Raw genomic sequence first — 5,736 nt, 5'->3', positions numbered from 1 at the left:
CGCACTCATCGGCACGGCCCAAATACCGCAGCTGCCCATCCCCGCCCCAACACACCAAATCCCCGGTCCGATACATCCGGTCACCGGGCGCCCCGAAGGGGCACGCCACAAACCGCGACCCGGTCAACCCGGCCCGGCTCATATAGTCGGCGGCCACCCCGGCCCCGGCCACATACAACTCGCCCACCACCCCGGGCGGCACCGGCCGCAACCAGCCGTCGAGCACGAACAACCCCGCCTCGGGCACCGGCGAACCAATCGGGGGCGCCCCGGAACCCGGCGTCAGGGGCGCGCTGATCGCCACGCACATCGTGGTCTCGGTCGGCCCATAGGCGTTGACCAGCACCCGACCCGGCGCCCACCGGTCCACCACCTCGGGCGGGCAGGCCTCTCCGGCCAGCACCACCGCCACACCGTCCAAACCGGCCGGGTCCAGCATCGCCACCGCCGACGGCGTCTGGGTCAACACACTCACCCGTTCAGCGACCAGCACCGCATGCAAATCCTCCGGTGAGCGCGCGGTGTCGTCATCGACCACCACCACCCGCCCACCGCGCAGCAACGGGGCAAAGATCTCCCACACCGACACGTCAAAAGCCAGCGAATGAGCGTGCGACCACACCCCTGGCGCGGGCAATCCCGCATCCAGCGAACCGATCAACTGGGTCACGTTGCGATGCGTCACCCCAACACCTTTGGGCACACCCGTGGTCCCCGAGGTGTAGATCAGATACGCCAGACCATCGGCATCCGGCTCCGGCAGCGCGGTGTCCGGCAAACTGTCGATGCGCCGATCATCGACATCGATCACCGCAATACCGCGCCCATCGAGGCGGCCGGCCAACTCCGAAGTGGTGACCACCACCACGGGTGCCGCATCGCCAAGCAAAAACCCGATTCGCGAATCCGGCGACACCGGATCAATCGGCAAATACGCCGCCCCAGCCTTGAGCACCGCCAACATCGCCGCGACCGCCTCCGCCGACCGCGGCAACAACAACGCGACCGTGCATCCCGGCCCCACGCCCTGGCTCACCAGATGGTGCGCCAACCGGTTCGACGCCGCGTCCAGCTCCCGATACGACACCGACAAACCAGCACTCGAGACCGCCACCGCTTCCGGCACCCGGGCCACCTGCCCGGCGAACAGCGCCGGCACCGACACCGACGGTGAGGCCCGCCCGGCTAAAGCCGCTCGATTGCCAAACTCCCCCAACCGGACACACTCAACCTCGTCGAGCAGATCCACCGACGACAACGACCGCGAAGGATCGGCCGCCATCGCCACCAACAGCTCCTGCAACCGCCCGGCCAAGTCCGAGACGTCGAAGTTCGAGAAGGGTTGTCCGACACCGACCGTGCTCAGGTATTGCTGGTCCCCGAACCCCAGGAAGAACAGTCCGAAGTGGCCGACCGGGCCGAACGTGGTGTACGTCGCGGTCGCGGGCACACCCGCGAGGCTGAGGGTCAACCTGGCGGGGACGAAGTTGACGACTACCCGATTGGATGCCTGCGGAGCGCCGCGGAAGCCGCCGTCGCCGCCAAGCATGTGCACCGGGAACCGCTGATGCCGCAGCGCTTCTCGTGAGCGTGTGTCGACCTGCTGCAGAAAGTCGGCGAATGTCGCCGTCGGCGGCGCATTCAGCACCAGCGGCACCACCCCGGCCAGCATTCCGGGATGCGTCTTCGACTCCGGATCCAGTCGGCGGCTGACCGGGAAGTCGAGCACCACTTCGTCGGAATTGTCAGTGCGAAGTCCGCGGACCAGGAGCGCGCAAGCTGCGGTGAGGACCGACGACCGGCGAATGCCCAGCGCCTTGGACAACTGTTTGATCGAGCCGACCACCGACGAGTCCAATTGGACTGGCGCCGAGGGCGCATAGGGATCGCGCTCGCTGGCGGCCTGGGTCAACCGATAATCGGATTCGTTTCCCGACGGGAGGTGCTCAGCCCAATAGGCCTGATCCGAAACGTAATCGGTGGATGCCGCGTACTCCAGCTCGTTGTTGACGAGATCCCGCAACGTGCCGAAGAAGGCGGGAGATATGGCCGCACCGGAGGCAAGTGCGGAATAAACAGCCGCGATTCGGCGGCCCAGCAGGGCGATGCCAAGCCCGTCGATGGCTATGTGGTGACAGCAGCTGAACCAGTAATACTCATCGGGCGCCGTTTGGAACAGGTAGAAGTTGATCATCGGACCGGTGAGCGGCATCGGAGTCCGTTGGATCGCCGACGCCCTCTCCCGGACTTCCCGCTCGGGATCGGACGAGTCGCTCAGGTCGTAGAACGCCAGCTCGACGTCTGGGGCGTCGATCGCCTTCTGAAAGACCTGGCCGTCTACCTCGAAGAAGCACGCCCGAATGCTTTCGGCCTCGCCCACCACGTGACGCATGGCCTGCTCGAACAGAGCGCGGTCGACGGCACCCTCGATCCGCACGAGCACGCCGAGCTGCCACGCCACATCGAAGTGACCCGTTTGCTGCGCGAGCCAGATATCCAGCTGCGCCCGCGTCAGCGGTAGTGCACGGTCACCGAATCCCACTAAATCCCCCCCGAAAGCCTTCCCGACTCTTTCATACCTAGACCGTCTACACATCACAAACCAGCAGCGGACACCCTGTCACGCATGCTCTTCGGACGAATGTCGGGCCAGTTCTGTTCGATGTAGTCGAGACAGGCGGCGCGGTCGGCTTCGCCGTACGCCACTCGCCAGCCGGCCGGGACGTCGGAGAAGACGGGCCAAAGGCTGTGTTGTTCCTCATTATTGACCAAGACGAAAAATTTGCCGCTGTCATCGTCGAACGGATTGAGCTGCAACTGACGACCTCCTACAACAGAGATGAGAGCAGAAGCGCTGCGCGCGCAGCACTAGAAACGGTGCAGCGCTTCAGGATTGGCCGTTAGTTTCGACCAGTATGGCGACCTTCCCACCGGCACGATGCGAGCGCCGATGAGCTTCGCGGAGATCCCCGTCGTGATGTGACCGTGATGGCTGCGGTCCTGGCCCCAGTTTGTGTCCCCGACCCGAATCGCAATACCGTCCGCAACGCCAACGGTAACCCGGGAACCGCATATGCCGCTCCGCGGGGGCTTCCGTCGGCGCACCAGCGAACCATTAACAGGCTGGCACTACGACATTGGATGTCGCACTCCACGGGTCCGCAAGTACCCGGCCGCAGGTGCGGTCAAACCTGTGAATTTCGTTCCTACATAAGAGATTCGTAACCCGTGGATTTGTTGTACGCGCGTTCCCGCCACTCAGCAAAACAAAGCTTTGTCCCGACGCCGCCTACAATGAATTCATCTTGGGGTTGACGTGGCAGCGGAGCGGGGTGCTGGCTCTGCCGTTGCCGCAGCGGCACCGAGCCGCCGGTCTGACCATCGCATCTCCCCCGCGTGTTCACGCCGCGTTGGGTGGGTGTTCACGGGTGCGGGGGCGTTGTTCGAAGTTGTTGCAGGGGGTGATAATTCGCCGCCAAGGCGGACTCGACCGGCGGCGGGATGTGAATTGACGCACAGGGTCACAATCCGCTAGTGCCGGCGTTTAGACGCCCACGGCCGCGGGTAGAGCTGCGCCAATGTGGGGGTCAGTGCTGGGGCTGGGGATACTGGCGGCACTCAATCCAGTGCGTCTGGGCCTCGCCCTGTTGATGATCTCCCGGCCGCGCCCCGGGCCGAATCTGCTTGCCTACTGGGTCGGCGGCCTCACCGTATGTGTGCCCGAGCTGCTTGCCCCGCTGATGCTGCTCAACTTCACATCCGCGTTCGGCTCCCACCGGCACGGTTCGGCCGCCCCGGCCGCGAACTCCACCCTCCCGCACATCCAAATCGCGCTGGGCATCCTCGCGTTGTCGATCGCCGCGGTCATGGCCGTGCGCTTCTCGACGCGGCAGCGGGTGAAGGCCGGGGCATCGGGGGGCCCCGCGGGCCCGGATGCGCCGATCGCGGTCCCGCGATTTCTGAGCCGCGCACGGGATGTCTCCGCCGAAGAGCGTTCCGGCATGCACCGCCTGCTCCACCGCGCCCACCGCGCGTGGGAGAAAGGATCACTGTGGATCGCCTGGGTGGTCGGGCTGGCCTCAGTGCCGGTCGACGGCGTGCTGTTCATCCTCGCGATCATCGTGGCCTCGCGGGCAGCGGTCGCCACCCAGGTCAGCGCCTCGATCGCGTTCGTCCTCCTGATGTATTCCGTCGTCGAAATGATCCTGGTCGGTTACGTGGCCGCGCCGGCTCGAACCCAGGCCGTGCTGCGGCAGCTGCACGACTGGGTGCGCGCCTACCACCGGCAAATCCTGGTCACCGTCTTCACGGTCGTGGGGGTCACGCAATTGGCCCAGGGCATGCACATCCTCTGAGCCTTTCGGGCTATAGCGGTGTGTGAAGGGCCCCCTCGAACACACTTGACGCACGAAGTGCACGCGCGTTAACCGATCGGCGTACGAGAAGCGTCAGGTCAGCGGGAAGATAAAGGGGCATCGGGTCTCATTTCTCGGCCGGCTTGGGAGCGCTCGTGATCACTTTGGACCGCTTGGTGAATGTGCTGGGTGGTTACGGGGTCCGGCTGGGTTGGTCATCGGTGCCCAGGTCCACTGAGCTGCGCAGCGTGGCGATACGCGAGGGTGAGCGCGCGGTGGCCGGTGATGTTTTCCTGGCGATCGGTGCCGCAACGCCCAGCGAGGCGGTGCGCTGGGCGAAGTCGGCACACGCAATCCTGGTGTTGACGCGCGGCGACGCCGAGCCGATGACGTTCGACGAGGGCGCCGGCGTCGGCGCGGTGATGCTGGTCGACGACAGGCTGTCCTGGAGCGAGGTCGCCGCGATCATCTACGGGCTGGTGCTGGAGGGCCGCGAAACCGCGGCCGGCCGAGGCCCCACTGATCTTTTCGCGCTGGCCGACAGCGTGGCGGACACGGTCGGCAGTCCCGTCGTCATTCACGACGCGCTGCTGCGCGTGCTGGCCTATTCACGGCTGCAGCAACACGTCGACCCGGCGCAGGTCGAGACCATTCTGGGCCGACAGACCCCGGACCGGCTGCGCGCACTATTCCACGCCCGTGGCGTGTTCACGCATCTCGCGAATTCGGACGAGCCATCGTTCGTCGAGGGCGATGCGGAATCCGGCGTCACCGGGCGCATGGTCGTGGCGGTGCGCTCGGGCCGAGAACTGATGGGGTCGGTGTGGGTCGCCTGCTCCGAGCCACTGGACGATTCTCGGAGGGCGGCCTTGGCAGAGGGCGCGCAGACGGTAGCCCTGCACCTGCTGCGGTCACAGGCCAGCGCCGACCTTGAGCGGCAGGTCGAATCCGAACTGGTGATCCGGTTACTGGAAGGCAGCGTTGACTCCGCCACGGCGGCAAGCAAGCTCGGCCTGCCGCAGAGCGGCCTGCGGGTGATCGCGCTGCAGGCATCCGTCGGCGCCAAGCGCGACACCGCCCTACTGCTGGCGTTTGAGCGCGCCACCGCCGGGTTCGGCTGGTCACGGCCCGGTCGCAGCGCCTTGGCAGGCAACACCATCTACACCGTGCTGCCCGGAGAGCAGGCCGCGGTGGCGCGCCGCTGGGTCACCGGTCTCGAAGCGGCCCTGCCCGAAGGGGTGGCCTTGTTGGCCGGCGTCAGCGGGCCGGCCACGGTGACCGATCTGGCCGCCGCGCGTCAGGAGGCCGACGAATGCCTGGCGCTGCACGAGTCGTCACCCGGATCCGCGGCCCCCGCCTACGACGAATCGTGGGATGACAT

The 5,736-nt window shown here is 66.3% G+C and carries 4 protein-coding genes; 2 read left to right on the top strand and 2 right to left on the bottom strand.

Annotated features, from left to right (window positions below; translation table 11 throughout):
• Both A5711_RS15850 and A5711_RS15845 read right to left on the bottom strand, forming a co-directional pair.
• On the bottom strand, nt 1-2,542 hold a 2,542-nt coding region (locus A5711_RS15850; protein WP_231987491.1), incomplete at its 3' end, for an amino acid adenylation domain-containing protein.
• A gap of 53 nt (nt 2,543-2,595) precedes the next feature.
• Nucleotides 2,596-2,817, bottom strand: a complete 222-nt coding sequence (locus tag A5711_RS15845; protein WP_067948094.1) for an MbtH family protein — start codon at nt 2,815-2,817, stop codon at nt 2,596-2,598.
• 761 nt (nt 2,818-3,578) lie between these two features.
• Between A5711_RS15845 and A5711_RS15840 the strand changes: the two genes are divergently transcribed.
• The gene (locus A5711_RS15840; protein WP_067948092.1) at nt 3,579-4,355 is read left to right on the top strand and encodes a GAP family protein; all 777 of its coding nucleotides are present in this window, start codon (nt 3,579-3,581) and stop codon (nt 4,353-4,355) included.
• A gap of 155 nt (nt 4,356-4,510) precedes the next feature.
• Nucleotides 4,511-5,736, top strand: a 1,226-nt coding sequence (locus A5711_RS15835) for a PucR family transcriptional regulator (protein ID WP_067948091.1), incomplete at its 3' end; no start/stop codon positions are given.

The organism is Mycobacterium sp. E2238 (assembly GCF_001672665.1).
Taxonomy (GTDB): Bacteria; Actinomycetota; Actinomycetes; order Mycobacteriales; family Mycobacteriaceae; genus Mycobacterium.
Note: the sequence above shows the minus strand (reverse complement) of the source record. Positions and strands in the feature narration are given on the sequence as shown.